The sequence below is a fragment of the Nocardiopsis kunsanensis DSM 44524 genome (assembly GCF_000340965.1).
GTDB lineage: Bacteria > Actinomycetota > Actinomycetes > Streptosporangiales > Streptosporangiaceae > Nocardiopsis > Nocardiopsis kunsanensis.
In genome coordinates this window covers 65,189-87,560 of the sequence record NZ_ANAY01000010.1, presented here as the reverse complement: position 1 = coordinate 87,560, position 22,372 = coordinate 65,189, and the positions used below count along the sequence as shown (strand labels likewise).

Annotated in this window: 18 protein-coding genes; 10 read left to right on the top strand and 8 right to left on the bottom strand. The window is 70.9% G+C overall.

The window, feature by feature from the left end:
- Positions 1 to 129: 129 nt before the first annotated feature.
- Together D456_RS0108135 and D456_RS24990 are read left to right on the top strand one after the other, a co-directional pair.
- Complete coding sequence (locus D456_RS0108135; protein ID WP_017575676.1) at positions 130 to 1,569, top strand: NCS2 family permease; 1,440 nt, start codon at positions 130 to 132, stop codon at positions 1,567 to 1,569.
- A 314-nt stretch (positions 1,570 to 1,883) separates the two neighbouring features.
- The gene (locus D456_RS24990; protein WP_051049425.1) at positions 1,884 to 3,956 is read left to right on the top strand and encodes a serine/threonine-protein kinase; all 2,073 of its coding nucleotides are present in this window, start codon (positions 1,884 to 1,886) and stop codon (positions 3,954 to 3,956) included.
- 48 nt (positions 3,957 to 4,004) lie between these two features.
- Here D456_RS24990 and D456_RS23830 read toward each other — a convergent pair whose 3' ends face one another.
- Entirely contained in the window at positions 4,005 to 5,324 is a 1,320-nt protein-coding gene (locus D456_RS23830) for a C4-dicarboxylate transporter DctA (RefSeq protein WP_017575675.1), read from the bottom strand.
- A gap of 1,124 nt (positions 5,325 to 6,448) precedes the next feature.
- On the opposite strand from D456_RS23830, the gene D456_RS27900 reads away from it, so the two are divergent.
- Complete coding sequence (locus tag D456_RS27900; protein ID WP_017575674.1) at positions 6,449 to 6,952, top strand: zinc ribbon domain-containing protein; 504 nt, start codon at positions 6,449 to 6,451, stop codon at positions 6,950 to 6,952.
- Positions 6,953 to 7,030: 78 nt separating this feature from the next.
- Here the strand turns inward: D456_RS27900 and D456_RS0108115 are convergent, their stop codons facing one another.
- Together D456_RS0108115 and D456_RS0108110 are read right to left on the bottom strand one after the other, a co-directional pair.
- The gene (locus D456_RS0108115; protein WP_017575673.1) at positions 7,031 to 8,017 is read right to left on the bottom strand and encodes a D-alanine--D-alanine ligase family protein; all 987 of its coding nucleotides are present in this window, start codon (positions 8,015 to 8,017) and stop codon (positions 7,031 to 7,033) included.
- A gap of 26 nt (positions 8,018 to 8,043) precedes the next feature.
- Positions 8,044 to 9,366, bottom strand: coding sequence for an aminotransferase-like domain-containing protein (locus tag D456_RS0108110; RefSeq protein ID WP_017575672.1), 1,323 nt, complete (start codon positions 9,364 to 9,366; stop codon positions 8,044 to 8,046).
- 375 nt (positions 9,367 to 9,741) lie between these two features.
- Here D456_RS0108110 and D456_RS0108105 point away from each other — a divergent pair, with 375 nt between their 5' ends.
- Positions 9,742 to 10,317: a hypothetical protein gene (locus D456_RS0108105; protein ID WP_017575671.1), complete on the top strand. Its 576-nt coding sequence runs from the start codon at positions 9,742 to 9,744 to the stop codon at positions 10,315 to 10,317.
- A gap of 256 nt (positions 10,318 to 10,573) precedes the next feature.
- Here D456_RS0108105 and D456_RS0108100 read toward each other — a convergent pair whose 3' ends face one another.
- Positions 10,574 to 11,890: a GAF domain-containing protein gene (locus D456_RS0108100; RefSeq protein ID WP_017575670.1), complete on the bottom strand. Its 1,317-nt coding sequence runs from the start codon at positions 11,888 to 11,890 to the stop codon at positions 10,574 to 10,576.
- A 183-nt stretch (positions 11,891 to 12,073) separates the two neighbouring features.
- A complete protein-coding gene (gene ddaH, locus D456_RS0108095) occupies positions 12,074 to 12,901 on the bottom strand; it encodes a dimethylargininase (protein ID WP_017575669.1) in 828 nt (275 codons plus the stop codon).
- A gap of 176 nt (positions 12,902 to 13,077) precedes the next feature.
- On the opposite strand from ddaH, the gene D456_RS0108090 reads away from it, so the two are divergent.
- Both D456_RS0108090 and D456_RS0108085 read left to right on the top strand, forming a co-directional pair.
- Positions 13,078 to 14,172 carry an alcohol dehydrogenase catalytic domain-containing protein gene (locus D456_RS0108090; RefSeq protein ID WP_017575668.1) on the top strand — a complete coding sequence of 365 codons (1,095 nt, stop codon included), beginning with the start codon at positions 13,078 to 13,080 and terminating at the stop codon, positions 14,170 to 14,172.
- 142 nt (positions 14,173 to 14,314) lie between these two features.
- Complete coding sequence (locus tag D456_RS0108085; protein ID WP_017575667.1) at positions 14,315 to 15,979, top strand: FAD-binding dehydrogenase; 1,665 nt, start codon at positions 14,315 to 14,317, stop codon at positions 15,977 to 15,979.
- Between the two features lie 131 nt (positions 15,980 to 16,110).
- On the opposite strand, the gene D456_RS0108080 is transcribed toward D456_RS0108085, so the two are convergent.
- Positions 16,111 to 16,359, bottom strand: coding sequence for a hypothetical protein (locus D456_RS0108080; protein ID WP_017575666.1), 249 nt, complete (start codon positions 16,357 to 16,359; stop codon positions 16,111 to 16,113).
- A 12-nt stretch (positions 16,360 to 16,371) separates the two neighbouring features.
- The gene (locus tag D456_RS0108075; protein WP_026115680.1) at positions 16,372 to 17,280 is read right to left on the bottom strand and encodes an SPFH domain-containing protein; all 909 of its coding nucleotides are present in this window, start codon (positions 17,278 to 17,280) and stop codon (positions 16,372 to 16,374) included.
- Between the two features lie 95 nt (positions 17,281 to 17,375).
- Between D456_RS0108075 and D456_RS0108070 the strand changes: the two genes are divergently transcribed.
- Positions 17,376 to 17,873, top strand: coding sequence for a PH domain-containing protein (locus D456_RS0108070; RefSeq protein ID WP_017575664.1), 498 nt, complete (start codon positions 17,376 to 17,378; stop codon positions 17,871 to 17,873).
- The gene (locus D456_RS23820; protein ID WP_017575663.1) at positions 17,870 to 19,561 is read left to right on the top strand and encodes a PH domain-containing protein; all 1,692 of its coding nucleotides are present in this window, start codon (positions 17,870 to 17,872) and stop codon (positions 19,559 to 19,561) included. The genes D456_RS0108070 and D456_RS23820 overlap by 4 nt, the downstream gene beginning before the upstream one ends.
- Positions 19,562 to 19,580: 19 nt before the next feature.
- Here D456_RS23820 and D456_RS0108060 read toward each other — a convergent pair whose 3' ends face one another.
- Positions 19,581 to 19,994, bottom strand: coding sequence for an STAS domain-containing protein (locus D456_RS0108060; RefSeq protein ID WP_017575662.1), 414 nt, complete (start codon positions 19,992 to 19,994; stop codon positions 19,581 to 19,583).
- A 289-nt stretch (positions 19,995 to 20,283) separates the two neighbouring features.
- Here D456_RS0108060 and D456_RS0108055 point away from each other — a divergent pair, with 289 nt between their 5' ends.
- Entirely contained in the window at positions 20,284 to 20,820 is a 537-nt protein-coding gene (locus tag D456_RS0108055) for an NUDIX hydrolase family protein (RefSeq protein ID WP_017575661.1), read from the top strand.
- Between the two features lie 70 nt (positions 20,821 to 20,890).
- Positions 20,891 to 21,568, top strand: a complete 678-nt coding sequence (locus tag D456_RS0108050) for a nucleoside/nucleotide kinase family protein (protein WP_017575660.1) — start codon at positions 20,891 to 20,893, stop codon at positions 21,566 to 21,568.
- Positions 21,569 to 22,372: the final 804 nt, after the last annotated feature.

Genomic DNA, 22,372 nt, shown 5'->3' with positions numbered 1-22,372 from the left:
GGTTCTGCGTGACGGGACTCCCCGGGAGGGGGTTGCACGCCGTCGCTGCACACACCCTCTTCAGTTACGCAGAGTAATAAATAAAGAACAGTCGGTTGTCGAAACCGACGGGTCCCCCTAGGAGCGGGCATGAGCAAACAACACGAGGCCGACCGTGGCTCGACGGCGCCACCTCGGCCGCAGCGGTCCTTCCTCGACCGGTTCTTCCACATCAGCGAACGCGGGTCGACGGTGGGGACCGAGGTGCGCGGCGGGTTGACCACGTTCATGGCGATGGCCTACATCATCGTCCTGAACCCGGTCATCCTCGGCGGTGTGCCCGACGCCAACGGCGACTACCTCTCCCCCGCCCAGTTGACCACCATGACGGCGTTGTCCGCCGGCCTGGTGACCATCCTGATGGGGGTGGTCGGACGGGCTCCGATCGCGTGCGCGGCCGCTCTGGGCGTGATGGCGGTGGTGGCCTACCAGGCCGCCCCCGCGATGAGCTGGCCCGAGGCGATGGGGCTGGTGGTCTGGCAGGGCGTGGCCATCGTGCTGATGGTGGTCACCGGGGTGCGTACCGCGGTGATGAACGCTCTGCCCCACCAGTTGAAGCTGGCCATCGGCGTGGGCATCGGCATGTTCGTCGCCCTGATCGGGATGGACAACGCCGGTTTCGTCAGCGCCGGCGAAGGGACCCTGCTGCAGATCGGCCCCTCGGCCGGGGACGGCAACCTGGTGGGCTGGCCCATGCTGGTCTTCGTCGTGGGTCTGGTCCTGGCCGGGGTCATGCTGGCCCGCGGGGTCTCGGGGGCGATCTTCTACAGCATCGTCGCCGCCACCGTCCTGGCCGTGGTGGTGCACTACGCCGCGGGCCTGGGCGAGGACGCCTGGAGCGGAGGTGTGCCCAGCCTGCCCGAGAGCGTGATCGCCATGCCCGACTTCGGGTTGCTCTTCCAGGTGGACCTGTTCGGCGCCTGGAGCTCGGCCGGGCCCACCACCGCCGGGGTCATCCTCTTCACCCTGGTGCTGGCCGGGTTCTTCGACGCGGTGGGCACGATCCTGGCCATCGGCAGCAAGGCCGATCTGACCGGGCCCGAAGGGAACATGCCCCGCACCAACCAGATCCTGGCCACCGACGGTACCGGCGCGATCGTGGGCGGGCTGACCAGCTCCTCGGCGACGCTGGTCTTCGTGGAGTCCACCGCCGGTGTCAGTGAGGGCGCGCGTTCGGGTCTGGCCAGTGTGGTCACCGGGCTTCTGTTCATGGCTGCCCTGCTGTTCTCCCCGGTGTTCACCATGGTCCCGGCCCAGGCGGCCTCGGTGGCGATGGTGATGGTGGGGGCGCTGATGATGACCCAGGTGAGCCAGATCGACTGGTCGGACCCGGCGATCTCGGTCTCGGGGTTCCTGACGATCACCATGATGCCTTTCGCCTTCGACATCGCCAGCGGGATCGGGATCGGGATCATCGCCTACACGCTCCTTCGCACGGCCCAGGGCCGGATCAAGGACGTGGGATGGCTCATGTGGATCCTCACTCTCGTGTTCCTCTTCCATTTCTCCATGCACGCATTGGGGTTGTGACCGGAAACTGACCGGGAACAAGACACGGGTCGGTGACAGCCGAAACAGAAACGGCTGTCACCGACCCTTCGCGCGAACACCGTGAAAAGGACTGTTGTCCATATCGGCCGACAATCCCTCCTGCTCGTGCAACAGCGAGTGAACGAAGAGCACGGAAAACGTCCTCGCACCTGCGCGCACAAGGCCTCTGCTGGTCTCATCGGGACAGGCCGATCCCTCTCGCACGGTCACCGGTTCGATATACACGATCCGGAGCATCCACCTCTCGTGCTGGGTAGGTCTTTCACCGAACCCCCGAGCGGCGAAGGACGAACATGCGGCCGAGGATCAACGAGATCGGCGGATTCCGACTGGTCCGGGAGATCGGACGCGGAGGGTTCGGTTCGGTCCATCTGGGCGAACACGAGGACGGTCGGCGCGCCGCGGTCAAGCTGCTGCACACCACCCCCGCCACCGATCCGCATTTCTTCACGCTCTTCGCCCGGGAGGTGGAAGCCGCCCGCAAGGTCAGCCCCTTCTGCATCGCCCAGGTCCTGGACGCCGACCCCGGGGCCGAGCAGCCCTGGATCGCGGTGGAATACATCGACGGGCCGACCCTGTCCGAGGAGGTCCGGGCGGAGGGTCCGCGCGCGGGCGCCTCGCTGCAGCGCCTGGCGGTGGCGACCGCGACCGCGCTGGCGGCCGTGCACGCCGCCGGGATCGTGCACCGCGACCTCAAACCCAGCAACATCATGATCGGCCCGGACGGTCCGCGGGTGATCGACTTCGGGATCGCCCGCGCCTTCGATGAGGCCACCGCTTTCACCGCGAGCGGGATCCTGGGCACCCCGCACTACATGGCGCCCGAGCAGCTGGAGTCCGACACCAGGCTCACCCCCGCCCTGGACGTCTACTCCTGGGGCGCGGTCATGGTCTTCGCCGCGGCGGGCCGGCCCTTGTTCGAAGCCACGCGCCGGAGCGCACTCATCAAACGGATCCTGTGCGACACCCCCGACTGCGCGGTGCTGGAGGAGCCGCTGCGCACGGTGGTGGCCCGGTGCTTGCGCAAGGAGCCCGAGAACAGACCCACGGCCCGTGAACTCATCGACCTGCTCACCACCGCCCCGACCGAGCCCGAGGGTGCAGGCGGGGCCGCGGACGCGGACGGGCAGGACCCGGAGGCGACCGAACCGCTGCCCGTGGTACCCGGACCCCGCCGGGCCACGGAGCGGCACGCGCCCACGCAGGAGCAGCGGCCTCACCGCCCCGCCGGTGCGTTGCTGTTCGCCGGCCGGTACCACCGCACACCCGGGGACCTGTCCGAGACGATGCAGCGGCGTTGGGTCGACGCGCGCCAGTTGTTCACCGACCACGGTGAACGCCTGGCGCTGGCCCTCTGGCTCGCGGCGGAGCACCCCTCTGCGCCGGTGGACACCGAGCTGCTGGGGCGTCCTCCCCTGGACGCTGATCTGGCGGTGGCCCGGTTCGTGGCGCAGTCGCGCCCGGACCTGCCGCCGGTCTTCCGGGGCCGGGAGATGGATCTGACGTCGATGGGGGCGCGGGCGCGCAGCGGGTCGGCGCCGGTGGCGGCGCGGGCCGGTCCGGAGGTCATGGGGGTCATGGCCGAGCACCACTGTGCGGAACCCGAACACACCTGTGCGGGGCGCCCGTGTGCCGGCTACCGGACGCTGGTGGAGGATCTGCGGGGGTCGCTGGCGGCCGCCGGGCAGCCGGCGGCCGACCACAACCTGTGGCTGTCCGCCTTCGACGGACTGCTCGACGATCCGCCGCGGGTGTACCCGAGCGGAGCGGAGGCCACCGAATGGGTGCTGACAGTGCTGTTGGCCCCCGACCGCGGACACCGCCGGGTGGAACAGGCCCTGGAACGGGTCCCGCGTTCCTGGCACCACTTGGTCCCGCACGGGCACGCCGACGCCTCACGCACGGCCCGGGCGGGGATGGGGTTCGTGACGGTGGCGGTGTGCGGGGCGCTGGAGCAGTTGGCCCGTTCGGAGGGGCGACTGCGTGAGCACCTGCGGGAGTGGCAGGCCCATCGCCGGCAGTTCGGGGCGCACATGGCCGCGGGTGTGGCAGCGGTGGCGGCCTCGGTGGGGCTGTGTCTGACGCTGGTGCCCTGGGCGGGGACGGCGGGGCGGGTAGTGCTCCACACCTTGGCGTGCTTGTTGCCGGTGTGGGTGTGTCTGGCGTACTGGGGGTTGCGGCGGCCGCCGTGGACGGCGGTGGCGCGTGGGCGCCCGGGGTTCTCGCGGGCCTTCCGCGCCGAGGGTGAGCGTTTCCACCGGGAGTTGTCGGCGCTGGTACACGCCCGGGGCCGGGCCGACACCCATCCGTTCGTCACCCGCGCCTCGGACGTGGGTCCGTTGACGTCCCGCCCGCATCCGGTCTGAGGCTCCGGGCGCGGGCGGGACTCTTGGAGCAGACACGGTCCGGTCGGGTCAATCGCGTGTGTGGGGCCGGGTACCGGCCCGGTCGGCCTGTGCCGTTCCGGTCTCGGTCGCGGGTTCGACTCCTCCCTGTTCCGGCCGGTCCTCGTCGTCGGCGGCCTCGACCGGTACCTCCTCGCGATCCAGCACGGCGCGCATCCGGGCCATGTCGAGTTGGCCCTCCCAGCGGGCGATGACGAACGTGGCCACGCAGTTGCCGAGCAGGTTGATGGACACACGCATGCTGTCCATGAGCCGGTCGGCGCCCAGCAGCAGCGCCACCCCCGCGGCGGGGAAGGCGCCGATCGCGGTGGCGGACAGGGCGAGGAAGGCCGAGCCGGGGACCCCGGCCATCCCCTTGGAGGTCAGCAGGAGAACGAGCATCATCATGAGCTGGTCGGCCACGGAGAGGTCGGCACCGAAGGCCTGCGCGAGGAAGAGAGCAGCGATGGGCAGGTAGATCGCGGCACCGTCGAGGTTGAAGGAGTAACCGGTCGGGACGACGAGCCCCGTGGTGGCCCGCGAGCAGCCCGCGTTGCTGAGCTTCTGCATGATCCGGGGCATGACCGCTTCGGAGGAGGCCGCGCCGATGGCCAGGACGAACTCCTCCTGCGTATAGCGCAGGAACTTGAACAGGTTGACCCCGGCCAAGGTCCGGGCGATGACGACCAGGACGAGGAAGAAGACGAGTGCCGCGGTGTAACAGGCGAAGATGAGCATGCCGAAGCTGCCCAGCGAGGAGAGGCCGTAGGCGCCGATCACGAAGGCCATGGCCCCCAGGGCGCCCAACGGCGCTACGCGCATGATCCAACCGATGCAGGTGAAGATGACGTCGGTGAACCGGTCGATGAGGTCGAGCACCGGCTTGCCGCGCTCGCCCATCTTGCTCAGAGCCAGAGCAGTGAAGACGGCGAAGAAGAGCACCTGGAGAAGTTCGTTCTCGGCGAACGCGCCCACGACGCTCTCGGGGATCACGTCGAGGAAGAAGTCGGCAATGCCGGGGATCTCCTCTCCCCCGGTCACCTCGTCCAGGGAAGCGGTGTCCAGGTCGGCCGAGTCGACGTCGAACCCGTCGCCGGGGCGTAGCAGGTTGGCGACCACCATCCCGTAGAAGAGGGCGAAGGCGGTGACGACCTGGAAGTACACCAAGGCCTTGACACCGATCCTGCCGACCGACCCCAGGTCACCGACCTTGGCGATCCCGGTGACGATCACGCAGAAGATCAGGGGCGCGATCAGCATCTTGATCAGGCGGATGAAACCGTCCCCCAGGGGCTTCAGGCTCTCGCCGAGCGAGGGCCAGAAGTGGCCGATCGTGACGCCGATCGCCACAGCCGCGAGGACCTGGAAGAGGAGGGAACGGTAGAAGCGGGGGCGGCGATCAGGGGGGGGTTGCTGCCGGAACGGACGGCCATGGTGTCTCCCGCACGCAGGGGCTTTGTGGAATTTTGTTTCCTTATAGCGGAAACCGTTTCCGGCAGATTAATGCACCACGTCACACTGGGCAATGGGTACAAGGCGATCCGTATCGACCCGAGGGGCCGGGCGCGGAAACTGACGGGGAGAGGGAGCGCCTCTACGTTGCCGATGTCCACATCACGCCCTGCTCCGAGGTCCCCTCATGGACACCGACGTCAACGGGCGCAGCGGCCCGGTTCCCGAGTCCGGGACGACCGCCGGGCATCTGCGTGAGCGGCTGGGCCCGACCGGAACGAAAGTGACCTGCGACTCGGGGCGTGCGGTCACCGTTGTCTTCCGGAGGAGGCCCCGACCTTCAGGGGGAGGGAACCGGGAAACGGCTCCCTGCTGTACATGACTTCTGTGATCTTCGGTGTATGCGGACGGCGTACAAGTGCCGGGCCTACCCGGCTCCCGAACAAGTCGGCCCATTCTGTGTGGGGCCGTGGGCCCTCGAGGAGGCTCTGGCGGACCCGGGCCGGTGACACGGGCCCGGGCCGGGCGCAGACGAGCGCGGGCCCTGCGGATCCCGGGATTGGCCCCCGAGGTGCCAGAGGGCGGCGCTGTGCTCACGCGTGTGAAGATCACGGTGCAGGTCGAGCTCACCCCGGGCGCCGAGCAGGCGTCGGCGCTGTCGGCGACCCTGGGCGCGGTCAACGGGGCCGCCAACCGGGTCTCCCAGGTCGCGTTCGAGCGCGGTGTGCCGCGTGAGCACGAGCTGCGCAAGCACACCTACGCCGACCCCAAGGCCCGCGGGCTGGGCGCGCAGGCGGCCCAGCACGTGGTACGGCGGAGTCCGAGCCCGTCGGGTTCCGGCCCGAGGCTGTCCATCCCTACGACGAGCGGTGCCTGTCCTGGCAGCTGGACGCGCAGACCGTCTCGATCCGGACCACGGCCGGCCGTGTCAAGAACATCGGCTTCGCCTGTTCGGCCGAGGCACTCAAAATGCTCCGGGAGTACCGGCACAGGGCGGGTCCGACCTGATCGAGCGCGAGGGGGTGTTCTTCTACCCCCTGGCCACGTGTGAGGTGGCCGAGGCCGAGCAGTACGAGCCGGAGGGGTTCATCGGTGTGGAGCTGGGCATCGCCCACAGCGCCACCACCTCCACCGGCTACAGGGCCGCCGGGCGGGGCCTGAACCGCCACCGCAAGCGCCAACTCGCCCTGCGGGCCAGAACGACGGCCTGCGGCCGCGGTCTCTTTCCGACGCCCCAACGGGTCGCGCTCCACTCCTGGGCCCTCGCCCAGCTCGCCGGCTTCCTCGTCTACAAGGCCGAGCGGGCGGGTGTGCCCGTGGTTTTCGTTGATCCTGCTTACACGTCGCAGACGTGCGCCGCGTGCGACCACGCCGGCAAGCGCAACCGTGTGGGCCAGGGACTTTTCATCTGCCGGGGGTGCGGGGTCGTTGTCCACGCCGACCGGAACGCTTCCCGCAACCTCGCCGCCCGCGGCCAGAGCGTGTGGAACGCGGGGCGTGAGTCACGCGCCCCTGCCACCCCATAGCAGGGGGTGGCAGGACGGAGGAGCCCACCCGGCAGCCAGTTGGGCGCCACCTCCGAGCCCGACCCCTTCAGGGCCGGGTCAAGTTGACGAACGCAGGTAGGCCTGCTGGGCCAGTTCGCGGCACAACACGGCGAAGTCCGTCCCTGCGGCCGCGGTGGCCATGGGGAAGGTGGAGGTGTCGGTCAGCCCGGGGGCGACGTTGGTCTCCAGGAAGACGACCTCGCCGTCGGGGCGCACGATCAGGTCGGTGCGGGAGAAGTCGCGCAGGCCCAGGGTGCGGTGGGCGGTGAGCGCGACCTCGGCGGCGGCCTCCAGGGTGGCCCCGTCCAGGCGGGCGGGGCAGAAGAATTCGGTGCGCCCGGCGGTGTAGCGGGCGGCGTAGTCGTAGACCCCGCCGTCGGGCACGATCTCCACGGCCGGCAGGGCCTGGGGACCCTGGCCGGTGTCGAGCACCCCCACGGCCAGTTCGGTGCCCCGGACCTGCTCCTCGATGAGGGCGGAGTCGCTGTAGGCGAAGCAGGAGACCAGTGCGGCCGACAGGTCCTGGCTGGAGGCCACGGGTGCGGCACCGAAGGCCGAGCCGCCCCGGTCGGGTTTGACGAACAGGGGCAGGCCGAGCCGGTCGGCCAGGCGCTCCAGCAGTGCGGGGGCGCCCAGGTCGTGGAAGAGGGACTTGGGCAGTGTGGCCCCGCGCGGCACGTTCACACCCCGGTCGGCCAGCAGCGCCTTGGCGGTGGGTTTGGAGTAGGCCAGGCGGCAGGCCTGCGGTCGGGCGCCCACGTAGGGCACCCCTGCCAGTTCCAGGACCTCGCGGATGGCGCCGTCCTCGCCGGCCGCGCCGTGCAGGACGGGGAAGACGACCTGGGGCGGGTCCTGGGCCAGACGGTCCAGGAGTCCGGAGTCGACGTCGGTGGCCTGGACCTCCACGTCCAGGCGGCGCAGGGCCTCGGCGACGCTGCGGCCCGAGTTCAGGCTCACCTCGTGTTCGGGGGACAGTCCTCCGGCGAGGACGAGAACCCGGTCCAGGTCGGCCACGGCGGGGACCTCTTTCTGTTCTTCTGTCATCGTGCTCATTGCCCTCTGGGAGATGCTCAGGGCAGGTCGGCCGCGGGTGCCTGGCTGCCCTCGGCCGACGGGCCGAGGGTGGAGCCGAAGGTATCACGCAGGTCGAGCTCGCCCTCGATGGCGCCGACGAGGCGGCGCACGCCCTCACGGATCTGTTCGGGGGTGGGGTAGCAGAAGCTCAGGCGCATGGAGGCGCGGCCGCGGCCGTCGGCGTAGAAGCCGGTGCCGGGCACGTAGGCCACACGTTCGGTGACCGCGCGCGGGAGCATGGCCTTGGCGTCGATGCCCTCGGGCAGGGTCGCCCAGACGAAGAAGCCGCCCTCGGGTTCGGTCCAGGTGCAACCCCGGGGCATGAGAGCGGACAGGGACGAGAGCATGGCGTCGCGGCGCTCGCCGTACATGGTGTTGAAGGTCTTGATCTGTTCGCGCCAGGGGAAGGTGTCGAGGTAGCGGCGCACCACGAGCTGGTTGAAGGTGGAGTGGCTGAGCATGGCCGACTCGGCGGCCAGGACCAGTTTGGCGCGGACGGCGGAGGGGGCCAGGGCCCAGCCGATGCGCAGGCCGGGCGAGAGGGTCTTGGACAGCGACCCCAGGTAGATGACGTTGCCCCTGCCCTGGGAGTAGAGGGTGGGCTGGGCCTGGCCGTCGTAGCGCAGCAGGCCGTAGGGGTTGTCCTCGACCACGAGCACGTCGTGGCGCTCGCAGACCTGCATGACCTCGGCGCGGCGTTCGGCGGTCATCGTGATGCCGCCGGGGTTCTGGAAGTTGGGGATGGTGTAGAAGAATTTGACGGGTTTGCCCTCGCGTGCGGCGCGGGTGAGGGCCTCGTCGAGTTCTCCGGCGTCGACACCGCCCTCGTCCATGGACACGTGGCGGATGTCGGCCTGGAAGGCGGCGAAGGTGTTGATCGCGGTCACGTAGGTGGGGGCCTCGGTGAGCACGACGTCGCCGGGGTCGACGAAGACACGGGTGATCAGGTCCAGGGCCTGCTGGGAGCCGACGGTGACGATGACGTCGTCGGGTGCGGCATCGATGCCCTCGAGCGTCATGTACTCGCAGAGCTGTTCGCGCAGGACGGGGTCGCCCTGGGCCGAGCCGTACTGCAGGGCGGCCGGGCCCTCCTCGGAGACGACGTCCTTGACCAGGTCCCCGATCTGTTCCAGGGGCAGGGCGGCGACGTTGGGCATGCCGCCGGCCAGGGAGACGATCTCGGGACGCGAGGCGACGGCGAACAGTGCCCTGACCTCCGACGCGACCATGCCCTGCGCTCGGAGCGCGTAGCGATCCACGTGCGGGTCGATGCGCGAACCCTGTTGGCCGGGCTGCTGCTCTCGGTGGTCAGCGGACACGATCCACCTCCGGAGGAAGGACGGTCTGTGGGCCGTCGCGGTGCGGTCGTCGAGTACGGATGTCGAGGTCGGTGCCCGGTTCGACTCCCGGCGCGGGGCCGTGGTTCACCCGGTGCGCCCGTGAGTGCGGGCGGGGTGTGCTTGCACATACCGGCCGTGCTCGCAGGACGGACCGGTAAATGCGATCGATTCTAGGGCATCGGGTGCTCTACCCGAGCCTGCTCGCGTCCATACAGCTTGACCAGAACATGGGTAACTTTTCACTCTTTTAACCCGAGTCGGACATATCACTGATAGCTCGCATCGGCGAGTTTGGGCGCCGGGGTGCGTGTGCCTCACGGCTGCGTGCCTGCACCGATGATCCAGGAGGGACCCATGGGAGTGCGCTCGACCGCCGCCCTCGCACCGTTGGCCGCGGTGCTGCTGTGCGGTGCGCTGGCCTCGTGCTCGTCCGGACAGGAGGAGCCCGACGCGACGAGGGCCGAACTGGAACGGGCCGCCGAGGACCTGTCCGCGACGGCCCTGCGCCCGGGCGCCGAGCGCGCCTTCGCGAGCCACGGCCATCCCCTCTCCGAAGGGCTGGTGTGCTCGGTCGAGGCACCGGGGTCGCCCTCCCCCTCCAGAACACCCTCGGACTCGGAGAAGGGCGGGACGCCGGCCGACGGGCCGGCCGGGGACGGCCCGACCTTCACCGCCGCCCCCGAGCTGGGGCCGACCTTCACCGCGGCTCCCGAGGAGGAGCCGCAGGGGTACCTGATGGTGGTGTGCACCGGTAGGACCGAGGAGGGGGAGGAGGCCTCCTTCGAGGCAACGCTGCCGCGCCGGGCCCTGTTGTCCGGGCAGGAGGGCGGGGACGGCCTGTCCGGAGAGTTCGTAGGGCGTGTGGACCGGGAGGAGCTCTTCAGCACGGACTGCTTGCAGTGTTCCGACGGGGGCGGGCCACGCCCCTGAGCCGTCCCCGCCCCTGAGCCGTCCCCGCCCCTGGCGGTCCCACCGGCGGGAGCCCGGCTGTCGAGCTTCCGGGCTCCCGCGCGCACAGGCACCGGGTACGTCGTGCTCGTGTCCCTCCCGCAGCCCCCCTCGTGGCACGGCAGGGCCCGTACCCGGTTCCCCGGGCGGGGCCGTGCTCGGAGTACGGCCCCGCCCGGGCTGCGCGCTCCCAGTCCAGTACACCCGCGCAACGACAGCAACGGTTGCACCGGGTTGCCTAGGGGTGACCGATGGTCATGCCCGTGATCCTCTCGGCGTCCGTCTGCCGCAGTTGCCGCACCGCCGGGGCGGTGGAGGAGGGCAGCAGCCCCTCAGGGCCACCGGGCACGTGCACCCGCACGCGTACCTCGCTGTCGAACCGGTAGGGGCGGCTCTCGATGATGCCCCCGAGCCTGCGGCGCACGCGTGAGAGCTCGGCGCGGACGGTGACCACGTGTTCGGGGGAGTCGAAGAGGTCCTGGGAGAGCTGGCGGGCGGTGCGCCCGTGCCGGTGGACGGCCAGCAGCAGCAACAGCTCGGTGTGGCGCGGGGAGGGCCGGTAGGCCCACTCCCCGCTGTGTCCGGCCACGGCCACGGTCGGCTCGGGAGCGGCCAGGTCCAGCGTGACCGAGACGGGGGTGGACTCGCCGCGGGGTCCGGGACGCACCAGCCATCCGCCCGGCAGCGGTTCCAGGGAGCACTCCCCCAGAGCGGGCAGCCACGTGGTGGTCCCGGCCCCGTTCCGGTGGCGGGGCAGCAGGACCCTGCGTACCGGCTCCATGTGCACGGCCGCAGCTGTCCAACCGGACTCGTCCACGACCAGGGCCGGCTCGTTCAACCCCGCCAGCATGGGCGCAGCCACCGAGCGCAGGCGCTCCAGGTGGGTGTGGTGCATGCTCTGCAGGTGGGCCTCGGCCAGCCGGGCGGCGGTGTGGACCAGGGCGAGGGTGGAGGGGTGCACGGTCGAGACCGGGCCGGTGACGTCGACGGCGCCGATCAGGTGGCCGTCACGGGGGTCGTGCACGGGCGCGCACGCACACGTGAGGGTGTGCAGGTTGCGTACGTAGTGTTCGGCCGAGTAGATCTGCACCGGCCGGCCCACCGCCAGGGCGGTGCCGATGGCGTTGGTCCCGGTGCTGGCCTCGTTCCAGTAGGCGCCCTCGATCAGTCCGAGGCGGTCTCCCACGGAGCGTACGCGGTAGGAGCCCTCGCGCCACAGGATCTGTCCGGCGGCGTCGGTGACGAGCATGATGTGGTCGGCCTGCTCGGCCACCGGTACCAGTGAGCGGCGGATCAGCGGCAGGACTTCGGCGATGGGCGAGGCGGTGCGGTCGCGGTGCAGTTCCTCCGGGCGTGCGGTGCGCGGAGGCGGCCCGCTGTCGGGGTCGATTCCCAAGCGCCGCACGCGGGCCCAGGAGTCCCGCACGACCGGTCGCGGTGGTGCCGGGGCGGGGCGTCCGCTCAGAGCCGCGTCGTGTACGCGGCGCAGCAGACGTGCGTGTTCACGGACGTCGACCCCTGCCGGTAGCGCCGTGTCCAAGGACGGAAAAGACATGAGTCCCCTGAGCTCGTCTTCGCTGTGGATACACCAGTGTCGTGCCTCGGGCCGGTGGAAGCCACCCGGCCGGGACGGGCCCGTGTTCGGGGACCGCCGACGGCCGCACACGTCGGGTCCTGGGACTCGCGCGGGCCGTGGCCGCCCCGGTGTGCCCGGGAGCACCCGGGGCGGCGGCGTTCCTCAGTCGGGGGTCGGACGCAGTTCGAGGGTGCAGCACTTGGCTCCGCCGCCGGCCTTGCGGAGTTCGTCCATGTGCACGGTGTGCACGGTGTGCCCGCGGCGGCGCAGGCGCTCGGCCAGGTCGGCGGCCTCGGCGGCCATGACGACGTCGGTGCCGGTGCACACCGAGTTCAGCCCCAGGGTGGCGGCGTCGTGTTCGGTGGCCAGGAGGGCGTCGGGGAACAGTGCCTCGAGTACGCGCAGGCTCCCCGCGGAGAAGGCCTGTGGATAGTAGGCGACGGTGTTGCCGGGCAGGGCGAACAGGGCGGTGTCCAGGTGGTAGAAGCGGGGGTCGACCAGTTGGAGGGTGACCACGGGGCGGCCCAGGAAGCGTTCGGCCTCCTGGTGGGCGGCGGCCTCGGTGCGGAAACCGGTGGCGGCCAGGGCGAGGGTGTCGAGGACGACGAAGTCGCCCTCGCCCTCGTTGACGTGTTTGGGTTCGCGGGTCTCGGTGTAGCCGGCCTTGCGGAACCAGTCGAGGTAGGCGGGGCCCTCGGGGGTGCGTTCGGCGCTGGCGAAGCGGGCTCCGTAGACGCGTCCGTCGACGACCAGGCCGCCGTTGGCGGCGAAGACCATGTCGGGCAGGCCTTCGATGGGGGCGATCTCGCTGACGCGGTGCCCCAGGGCACGGTAGAGGTCGCGCAGGCGGGACCACTGGTCCAGGGCGCGGTCGCGGTCGACGGCCACGGAGGGGTCCATCCAGGGGTTGATGGCGTACTCGACCGCGAAGTGGGTGGGCGGACACATCAGGAAGTGGCGCTGTGTCCGTGCGCCGCTCGTTCGGGCCATGGGACCTCCCTGTGGGCCGGGTTCTGGCTTCCGAGTGGGAATGCTGGGGATATACCCGGGCATGCTCGGGCAAAGACCCTTGCCCGGGTGTGTCTCCCTCAGCGGCTGCCCCCATCCTTGACCGACTGGTCGGTATTGCTAGAGTCGCGGCAGTTCCGCGATTGGAGGCCCCCCGTATGCCCACCACTGTCAAGGCCGCCGTGTTCGACGGTCTCAACGCCGACCCGCGCATCAGCGGGATCGTCCTGCCCGATCCCGGTCCCGGTCAGGTGCGTGTGCGCTTGTCGGCCGCGGGCGTGTGCCACTCCGACCTGTCGTTGTCCAACGGCACTCTGCCCCAGAAGTGGCCCGCCGTGCTGGGCCACGAGGGCGCCGGGACCGTCGAGGCCGTCGGTGAGGGTGTGTCGGGCCTGTCCCCCGGCCGGCTCGTGGCGCTGAACTGGGAGCCGGCCTGCCGTACGTGCTGGCACTGCCGCCAGGGTGAACCCCACCTGTGCGAGCACGCCCTGGACGGGGCGGCCCGTCCCTACGCCGAGCTCCCCGACGGCACCCCCCTGCACCCGGGCCTCAACATCGGGGCCTTCGCCGAGGCCACCGTGGTACCCGCCAATGCCGTGGTCCCCCTCCCCGAGGGGATCGACACGGGTGTGGCCGCCGTCCTGGGGTGTGCGGTCCTGACCGCCTGGGGCGCGGTCAACAACTCCGCCCAGGTGCGTCCGGGACAGTCCGCGGCCGTGCTGGGGCTGGGCGGTGTGGGTCTGTCGTTGCTGCAGTCGGCCCGCCTGGCCGGCGCCGACCCGCTCGTGGCGGTGGACCGCTCCCCCGACAAGGAGGAGCTGGCACGTTCCCTGGGCGCCACCGACTTCGTGCTCGCCGACGGGTCCCTGGCCAAGAACGTGCGTGCCCGGACCGAGGGGCGCGGCGTCGACCACGCCTTCGAGGTCGTGGGGTCGGCCGAGGTCGTGCGTGCGGCCTGGAACTCCACCAGGCGCGGGGGCACCGTCACGGTCGTGGGGGTGGGCAGCGTGGAGGACGAGGTCTCCTTCAACGCCCTGGAACTCTTCCACCAGGCACGGACCCTGCGCGGGTGCGTGTACGGCTCCAGCGATCCCGACCGCGACATCCCCGTGGTGGCCGAACTGGTGCGTTCGGGTGATCTGCGCCTGAACACGATGATCACCGACGAGATCGCCCTCGAAGAGCTGCCCGAGGCCTTCGACCGGATGCGCCGGGGCCGTGGCGGGCGTTCGTTGGTGCGTTTCGGCGCCTGAGGCCGGGGCGCCGGTCACGCTCCGGTCACCGATGTGTACCGCGGTAGGTCCGGCCCTTGTGGCCGCGTCGCGGTGCGCGGCACAGTCGGGGCGAGCGCGCCCGCCGGGTCCGGGGCACGGACCGCAGAACGAAGGGAAGCGGATGAGCGAGAGAGCCGAACAGGCCGACGCGATCGTCGTGGGTGCCGGTCTGGCCGGGTTGGCGGCGACGGCGGAGCTGGCCGAGGCGGGCAAACGGGTGCTGCTGGTCGAGCAGGAGCCCGAGCAGTCCCTGGGCGGGCAGGCGCACTGGTCGTTGGGCGGACTGTTCCTGGTGGACACACCCGAGCAGCGGCGTATGGGGGTCCGCGACTCCGCGGAGCTGGCCCTGCAGGACTGGATGGGAACGGCCGGCTTCGACCGCCCCGAGGACGCCTGGCCCCGCAAGTGGGCCGAGGCCTACGTCGACTTCGCCGCCGGGGAGAAGCACGCCTGGCTGAAGAAGATGGGCATGTCCTTCTTCCCCGTGGTGGGCTGGGCCGAGCGCGGCGGGGGCCTGGCCGGCGGGCACGGCAACTCCGTTCCGCGTTTCCACATCACCTGGGGTACCGGGCCGGGGGTGGTGGCCCCCTTCGAACGCCGGGTGCGCGCAGCCGTGGACAGCGGCCGGGTGGAGCTGCGGTTCCGTCACCGGGTGGACGAGATGGTGGTCGAGGGCGGCACGGTGACCGGCGTGCGCGGGGCGGTGCTCGCCCCCAGCGACGTCGAGCGCGGCCGGGCCAGCAGCCGGGACACGGTCGGTGACTTCGAGCTGTCGGCGCAGGCAGTGGTGGTCACCTCCGGGGGGATCGGCGGCAACATCGACCTGGTGCGGCGCAACTGGCCCGAGTGGCTGGGCAGTCCTCCGCAGCACATGCTCTCGGGCGTGCCCGCACACGTGGACGGGCGGATGCTGGGCATCGCGGAGAAGAGCGGTGCCCGGATCGTCAACCGCGACCGGATGTGGCACTACACCGAGGGCATCACCAACTGGGACCCGGTCTGGGAGCGGCACGGCATCCGGATCCTGCCCGGGCCCTCGTCGCTGTGGTTGGACGCGACCGGTGAGCGGTTGCCGGCGCCCAACTTCCCCGGGTTCGACACGCTGAGCACTCTGGAGCACATCATGGCCGGCGGCCACGAGTACACGTGGTTCGTGCTCTCGCAGAAGATCATCGAGAAGGAGTTCGGCCTGTCGGGCTCGGAACAGAACCCGGACATGACCGGAAAGGACCTGAAGCTGGTCCTGCAGCGGGTGCTGCCGGGTGCCCCGGGGCCGGTGGAGGCCTTCAAGCAGCACGGGGTGGACTTCGCTGTGGCCGACCGGTTGCCGGCGCTGATCGAGAAGATGCAGGCGATCGCCGGCGACGGTGCCCTGGACGCCGACACGGTCACCCGCGAGGTGGTCGCACGCGACCGGGAGATGGCCAACGACTTCACCAAGGACCTGCAGGTGATGTCGATCCACAACGCGCGTTCCTACCGGGGCGACCGGTTGGGCCGGGTGGCTGCCCCGCACCAGATCCTGGACCCGAAGGCGGGCCCGCTCATCGCGGTGCGCCTGCACCTGCTCACCCGCAAGACGTTGGGCGGGCTGCACACCGATCTGGACGCGCGGGTGCTGCGTTCGGACGGCAGTGCGCTGCCCGGTGTCTACGCCGCCGGTGAGGCCGCCGGGTTCGGCGGCGGCGGGGTGCACGGCTACCGCGCCCTGGAGGGCACGTTCCTGGGCGGTTGCATGTTCTCCGGCCGCACCGCCGGACGGGCCGCGGCCGCCGCCATCGGCTGAACCCCGCCTCCCGGGCCCGGCCGTCGGCGTTCCCCGCTCGGCTCCCGGTTCACGCGGCCCGCCGGGAACGCTCGGGAAGGCCACCGGCCGCCTCGGTGCGAGGCGGCCGGTCCAGGGGGTGGACCGGGCTCTCACCGGTCCTGGGAGGGGTCTTCCTCACCGGGTGTGTCCTCGCCTGTTTCCGAGCGGCGTTTGCGGGGGCGGCCACGGCGGGGCAGGTCTCCCGCGTCCTTGGGCATGCGGCCGGCTTCGTCGAGGGCGCGGCGCAGGACGAACTCGATCTGGGCGTTGGTGCTGCGCAGTTCCTGGCCGGCCCACCGCGCCAAGGCGTCGTGGACGGCCGGATCGAGCCTCAACAGCACCTTCTTGCGCTCGGACACGGCCTCTCCCCCCTACTGGTAGAGGGTTCCGGTGTTGACGACAGGGCTGGCGGGGGTGTCGGAGCACAGCACGACCAGCAGGTTGCTGACCATGGTGGCCTTGCGTTCCTCGTCCATGTCGACGACCTCGTCGGCGGCCAGGATCTCCAGTGCACGGTCGACCATACCGACGGCCCCCTCGACGATCTCGCGGCGGGCCGCCACCACAGCACCGGCCTGCTGGCGCTGGAGCATGGCCTGAGCGATCTCGGGGGCGTAGGCCAGGTGGGTGAAGCGGGTCTCGAGCACACGTACCCCGGCCGACTCGACGCGGGCGACGACCTCCTCGGAGAGTTCCTCGGTGATGGCCTCGGCGTTGTCGCGCAGCGAGTAGGCGTGGACGTCGTCGTGGGAGTCGTAGGGGTACTTGCCGGCGATGTGGCGCACGGCGGCCTCGGTCTGGATGGAGACGAACTCGACGAAGTCGTCGACCTCGAAGGAGGCGCGTGCGGTGTCCTCGACCTGCCAGACGGCCACGGCGGAGATCTCGATGGGGCTGCCGGAGGCGTCGTTGACCTTCATCACGGAGGTCTCGTGGTTGCGGATGCGCGTGGAGACCTTGGTGCGCACGGTGAGCGGGTTGACCCAGTGCAGACCCTCGGCGCGCATGGTGCCCACGTAGCGCCCGAAGAGCTGGACGACGCGGGCCTCGTTGGGCGCGACCATCGTCAGCCCGATGGAGAGGAAGCCCCCCGCCAGGACGATCGCGAGGCCGACCCCGATGAGGAATTCGGGCATGCCCACGGCGGGCGCGAAGGCGACGGCGATGCCGACCAGGACGAGGGCCAGGGACGCCAGGAGCATGGGGCCCCCTGCTGCCCCGGAGGTGTCGCGTTCGCGGTGCTGGGGGGCGGTATCGGTAACGGACGGTACCTCAGGCACGGATTTCTCCTTTTGTCGAGTGATGACTCGAGCATAGCATTGTGATATCACTTTAAATAGACCCCCCAACCCCCTCGAGAGGAGACGAGGCCACGATGAGCGATCAGGTTCTACGCTTGCGCCCGCCCCGCCACCGTGTGGACCGGCGCGCGATCATGTGGTGGACGACCCGGGCCCTGATGACCACGGTGGCCGTGACAGCGGTCCCGGCCGTACCGGCGGTCCTCGTCGAACCGATCCGTTCCTGGTTCCTGCTCACGACGGCGGCCGTGGCCGCGGTCGGTCTGGCCGTCACCGTGGTCATGCCGCAGTGGCGTTACCGGGTGCACCGGTGGGAGGTCACCGACACCGCCGTCTACACCTCCAGCGGATGGGTGTGGCAGGAGTGGCGTGTGGCCCCCATGTCGCGCATCCAGACCGTGGACACCGCACGGGGACCGCTCCAGCGCGTTTTCGGGCTCTCCAGCGTCACCGTGACGACCGCTTCGGCGGCCGGACCGATCGAGATCAGCGGCCTGGACCACACACTGGCCACCGAGGTGGTCGACCAGCTCACCGAGACCACCGAGGCCACCCCGGGGGATGCCACATGAGCCCGAACGAGGAGGAACCGGCCGGCGCCTGGCAAGGCCTGAGCCGGCTGAGCGTGTGGGCCGACGCCGCCGTCGGGGTACTGTTCACGGCCCCGGTGGCGATCGGTCTGACCATCGGTCTGGCCCTCGCGCCCTGGGCCTGGTGGTGGGCGGTGCTGCCGGTCCCCGCCGCGGTCCTCGTCCTCGCGGGGACGACCTACCTGGACCTGCTGCGGCTGCGGGCGGTGCGCTACCGGGTCACCGACGAACGCATGGAGATGCGTTCGGGCCTGATCGCCAAGGCCTACCGTTCGATCTCGCGCGAGCGGGTCCGCAGCGTCGACGTGGCCGCGCCCCTGTACGCGCGTGTGTTCGGTCTGTGCACGGTCACCGTAGGTACCGGGGAAGCTGCAGGGGCGGGCGGTTCCGAACAGCTGCAGCTGCAGTTCGTCACCGCCGGACAGGGCGAACAGCTGCGGCGTGAGCTGCTGCAGCGCGGCCCGGTCCCGGAGGCCGCCGGTGAGGACGGGCAGAGCGGGAGCGAGGGGGAGGACGAGGAGCTGGCGCGGCTGGACCCGCGCTGGTTCGCCTACGCACCCGCCACCGGCGCCACTCTCGGTATCGGCTTCGGTGTACTGGCCACTCTGGCCAGCATCAACGCCCAGACGGGCGGCGAGGGCTGGGAATGGCTCTCGGGCCGGTTCGGCCTGCCCAGCAGGGCGGAGATCAGCTCGTTCATCATGGGACGGCTGTTGCTGCTGGTGCCGGGGGCGCTGCTCGCTCTGCTGTTCCTGGGGGCGGTCGTCACCTTGGCAGTGGCGGTGGAGACCTGGTGGAACTACCGCCTGATCCGGCAGCCCGACGGGACGGTGCGGCTGCGCCGCGGCCTGCTGACCAGTGTGTCGTTGTCGGTGGAGGGACGGCGGCTCAACGGCGTGACGCTGCGTGAACCCTTCGTCCTGCGCTCGGTGGGCGGCGCCGAGGTCCGGGCGGTGGCCACGGGGCTCTCCGCCGGCGACGACGAGAAGACCGCCGCCAAGAGCCGCCTGTCCCCCGCCATGCCCGGGAAGCTCGCACGGAAGCTGGCCGCCGCCCTGCTGCGGACCACCGGTTCCCCCTTCGACCCGGCCCCCCGAGCACACCCGCGTGCGGCGCTGCGCCGCCGGTTCACCCGCGCGGGGACGGCCGCACTGGCGGGCGCGGCGGCGGCAGGGGGGCTGGCGTGGGCGCACGTCCAGGTGCGTGGGCCCTGGTCCGGGATCTGGAGCTCGGTGGAGGTCGAGACCATGGGCGTGCCCTTGACCTCCGGGGCCGCTGAGGGCGCGCCGGTGTGGGGCTGGTTCGCCGCGGCGGTGCTCTTCGGGGCGGCGGCGTTCTGGTACGCGGCGGGTTCCTACCGGAACCTGGGCCACGCGGTGCACCCGCACCATCTGGTGGTGCGGAGCGGCATGGCGGTGCGCACCACGGTGGCGGTGGAACGTTCGGCCGTCATCGGTTGGCGCATCACCCGCTCGCCCTTCCAACGGCGGCTGGGCCTGGCGGACGTGTCGGCCACGACCGCGGCCGGCGAGGGCCAGTACACCGCCACCGACGTGGGTCTGGGCCAGGGTCTGGCATGGGCCGACGAAGCCGTGCCGGATCTGCTGGCGCCGTTCGTGGAGCGTGTGGAGGACCAGGACGGGCAACCGGAACGTCCGGTGCTTCCCTGAGTTCCGGCGGGGCGCCCGGTCAGCTCGTGCCCGGCACCGTGCAACCGGTGTCGGGGGCGTGGTGGACGGGGCGCCCGTCGGCGTGGGCGCGGGCCATCCGGACCACGGGGTAGACCTCGAAGAGGCTCTCCAGTTCGAGGGCCTGGATGACCCGTGCGGCCACGGGGGCGGGCTCGGCCAGGGCGAGATGGCGCCCCTGGCGGGTGAGCTCGTGGTGGACCGCGACCAGGGAGCGCACCCCGCTGGCGTCGAAGAAGTCGAGCCCGGACATGTCCACGACCAGGCAGTCGTGAGCACGGTGGCGAGCCGTGCGCAGGAGCCGGTCACGCAGGTGGTCGGCGGTGGCCAGGTCGATCTCGCCGTGGACGGGCACCACCGTCGCCCCCGAGCAGCGGAAGCGTTCCCGGACCGAGAACCCGGCATCGTTCGCCACTGGGCCACCTCTCACTGGACGCACTCTTTCCACTACGCGACCGCCTGCGAGATCGTAACCTCTCCGGAGAGGCTTCGGGGGCCTTCACCCCCCGGGGTCAGCCCTTTCTCACCACTCGGACATACGGAAGTGCACACGGTCACTGTTCGCTCATGGTCTTCTCTCGGACACTCCGGGCCTTCACGGCACTGTGCGTTCACCGGGCCTGTGCGGTAGAAGCGATAGGGCACACCTCGCGTCCAACGAAGGGAGGGAGCGGCGTTCCCGTTCCGGGCCCGCCGCGCACCCGATGACCGACACCGCCGACACCCAACCCGGTTGGTTCTCCGCCGAGGAACTCCAGAGCGTCCGGGGGCGTATGCCCCTGCTCTACGTGCAGGCCGTCCCCGTCCGTGTCGACGAGGCGGGCATGGTCACCCACATCGGGCTGCTCATGCGCGCCGACGAGAGCGGGGACTTCAACCGGTCGGTGGTCTCGGGGCGTGTGCTCTACCACGAGCGCATCCGCGACGCCCTCCTGCGCCACCTGGAGAAGGACCTGGGGCCGGTGGCCCTGCCGCGTATCCCGGCCTCCCTGCAGCCGTTCACCGTCGCCGAGTACTTCCCCACCCCGGGCATCACCCCCTTCCACGACCCCCGTCAGCACGCCGTGGCCATGGCCTACATCGTTCCGGTCACCGGTGATTGCCAGCCCCGGCAGGACGCGCTCGACCTGGTCTGGCTCACACCGGAGGAGGCCGCGGACCCGAAGGTGCGCGAAGAGATGACCGGAGGCCAGGGAGCCCTGGTGCGTCAGGCGCTGGCCCACGTGGGCCAGGCGCTCTGAGGAGGGCGCCCACACGCCGTTGCCCGGCCCCCGGACCGGGTCCGGGGGCCGGGGCCGTAGTCTTTCGTTCATGCCGGAGTCCCTCGTCGAGCACGCACTGTCCTTGGTCCCCTCGCGCGAGGGCCGGCGCACGGTCCTGGCGTTGACGGGGCCGCCCGCCGCCGGAAAGTCCACACTCGCCCGCTACCTGGTCCACCGGATCGAGGAGGAACTGGGCAGGGGCGCGGCCGGGTACCTGCCCATGGACGGGTTCCACCTGTCCAACGCCCAGCTGGACCGGTTGGGCCGGCGCGACCGCAAAGGCGCCCCCGACACCTTCGACGCCCACGGGTACGTGGCGCTGCTGCACCGGTTGACGGTGGAGACCGGCCACCCGGTCTACGTGCCCGACTACGACCGCCGCCTGCACGAACCGGTGGCCGCCCGGCACGTGGTGCTTCCGCACACCCGGCTGGTGGTGACCGAGGGCAATTACCTGGCCTCCGACGAGGAGCCGTGGTCCTCGGCACGGGAGATCTACACCGAGCTGTGGTACGTGGAGGTGCCCGATGCCGACCGCGAGCACAGGCTGGTGCGCCGCCAGCTACGCGGGGGCGCGGACGCGGACCAGGCGCGGGCCTGGGTGGAGCGCAGCGACCGCCCCAACGGGGAGCTGGTCAAGGCCGTGCGTGAGCGGTGCACCCGTGTGGTTCCCGGGGGGCGGGTTCCGCGGGGGTGGTGGAGGACGGTGCGTCCACGCCAGGGGTGAGGGGTTCCTCTGGGTGTACCCGGTGTCCGGGCCCTGGCATTCACCGGACATTCACGGAGAAGGGAGGGGCCCCTTCTCGGTGTTCGCCCCCGGACGGTCCGCCCCGGCCATTCTTTCCGCCGGAAACCGATACCGCACCGGATCCCTTCTCCCTGCACACGCGAGCAGGAATGCGAAGGAACCGGCTCCCCTCTCCCGGCTGCGCAGGAGGAGGGGTCCGTTCCAGATTTTCGGCGCCCCGGCGTTCCACTCCGACCCCCAGAACACGCGGCGAGCCGGCCTCCCCGCCCCGGCCTCCGAGGGGCTGCACCATTTTCCCGAACCGCTCTCGCCAATACCCGGGGGACGGGCCTGCTGTTCTCCACCGATGCCCTGGTTCCTTCAGAGGGGCGGCCCTGTTCCGGAAGGATCGGGAAGGCTCGCCGGCGGGCGCCACGGGCCGGTCCGACACACTCCGCGTCCTGGAAGGGGGTTTCCCTCCCCAGGCCCCGTGAAATTGTCCTGAGCGAGATCTTCGGGGCCGTGTTCCGAAGTCCGCGATCCTCTCCAGCAGCCCCGGATTCACCGCGCCCGTCCCCTCCGGCCCGGATCCGGAACCTCCCGGCGGAATCCGGTGGAAATCACCGGCCGCCATGGGCCACAAGACCCTGCAGACTGGTGACACACGACCCTTGCGTTTCCCCGATCCCACACGACTGTCCGGATTCCTCCTCCCCACTCTTTCCTTTGTGATCCGCTCCACGTCCGGCAAACGGCACTCCAACGCGCTTTCCCGAAAACTCCCCCTAGACTCGGAAGCGCACT